Source organism: Streptomyces chilikensis, assembly GCF_001642695.1.
In the GTDB taxonomy this organism is placed as follows: domain Bacteria; phylum Actinomycetota; class Actinomycetes; order Streptomycetales; family Streptomycetaceae; genus Streptomyces; species Streptomyces chilikensis.
In genome coordinates this window covers 1,613,524-1,614,439 of record NZ_LWCC02000005.1, presented here as the reverse complement: position 1 = coordinate 1,614,439, position 916 = coordinate 1,613,524, and the positions used below count along the sequence as shown (strand labels likewise).

At 74.3% G+C, this 916-nt stretch carries 1 protein-coding gene; it reads right to left on the bottom strand.

All coding sequences use genetic code 11. The annotated features are described in order from the left end of the window. Positions 1-299: 299 nt before the first annotated feature. A partial coding sequence (gene fomD, locus A2U95_RS07200) for a cytidylyl-2-hydroxypropylphosphonate hydrolase (protein WP_166021370.1) occupies positions 300-916 on the bottom strand: 617 nt, incomplete at its 5' end.

The window sequence follows — 916 nt, the reverse complement described above, 5'->3', positions numbered from 1 at the left end:
GGGCCGCGCCCGCGGCGGGCCGTCCTCCGGTCGCACCCGGGTCGGCGCCGGGGCGCACGGAGGCCGGGGGGTCGGGTGTGGGGTGCTCCGTCACGCGTGTCGAATCCATCCGTCCGGGGCCGCCAAAGGCCAATCCCGTGCTCGCCGGCCTCGCCGGCGCCGCCCTCGCGAACCGTTCTCCCTGTCCTCGCGCACCGGCCCGACAGGACGTCAAACCCGTTGTGCCCGACCGCCGTTGGTCGCCGGGTGCGTTCCGGAGGACGATCCTACGGTTCTGCTCCCAGGGCACATCAAGGGTCTCACGAGGAGAGGTGCGCGGGCGTGCGGTCCCAGTCATCCGGCAGGGGCGGCACCGTCCAGGCCGGGTCCGGCCGCCAGTGCTCCCAGCCGCCGGAGAACGGCAGGTCCCACGCCCGGACGACCTCCACCGCCCGCCGCCCGGCCTCCCTGACCCGGGTGGCGGTCCCCGCGTCCATCAGCCCCGCCCGCTGCGCCTCGGCGAACTCGTCCTCGTCGCGCCAGTCCCAGCTGCGGTCCGGGTACACCACCACGTCCAGGAAGTGGTCCTCGGAGTCCACACCGCCCGCCCACCGGGCCAGCGGCTCCTCCAGGTTGACGTACCAGTTCTTGAACCGCCAGCCCGATTCCCAGAACAGCCACACCGACCACGGCCGCCCGGGCTGCGCCAGCTTCAGCACCCCGGTCCCGAACCACCTGTCGCGGCGCACCCTGCGGGGCTTGGTGTAGCGGGACTCCAGCGGTTCCTGGTGGATCGGCGTGCCGTCGGCGAGGACCGGCCGCACGCACTCGGTGCCGGGGGCCAGCCACACCGCCAGGAGGTCGGCGTCGTCGCGCACCACGGTGACGGGGCGGCAGATGTGGAAGCCGGCTCCGGCGTTCTCCCGGTACCGCCACA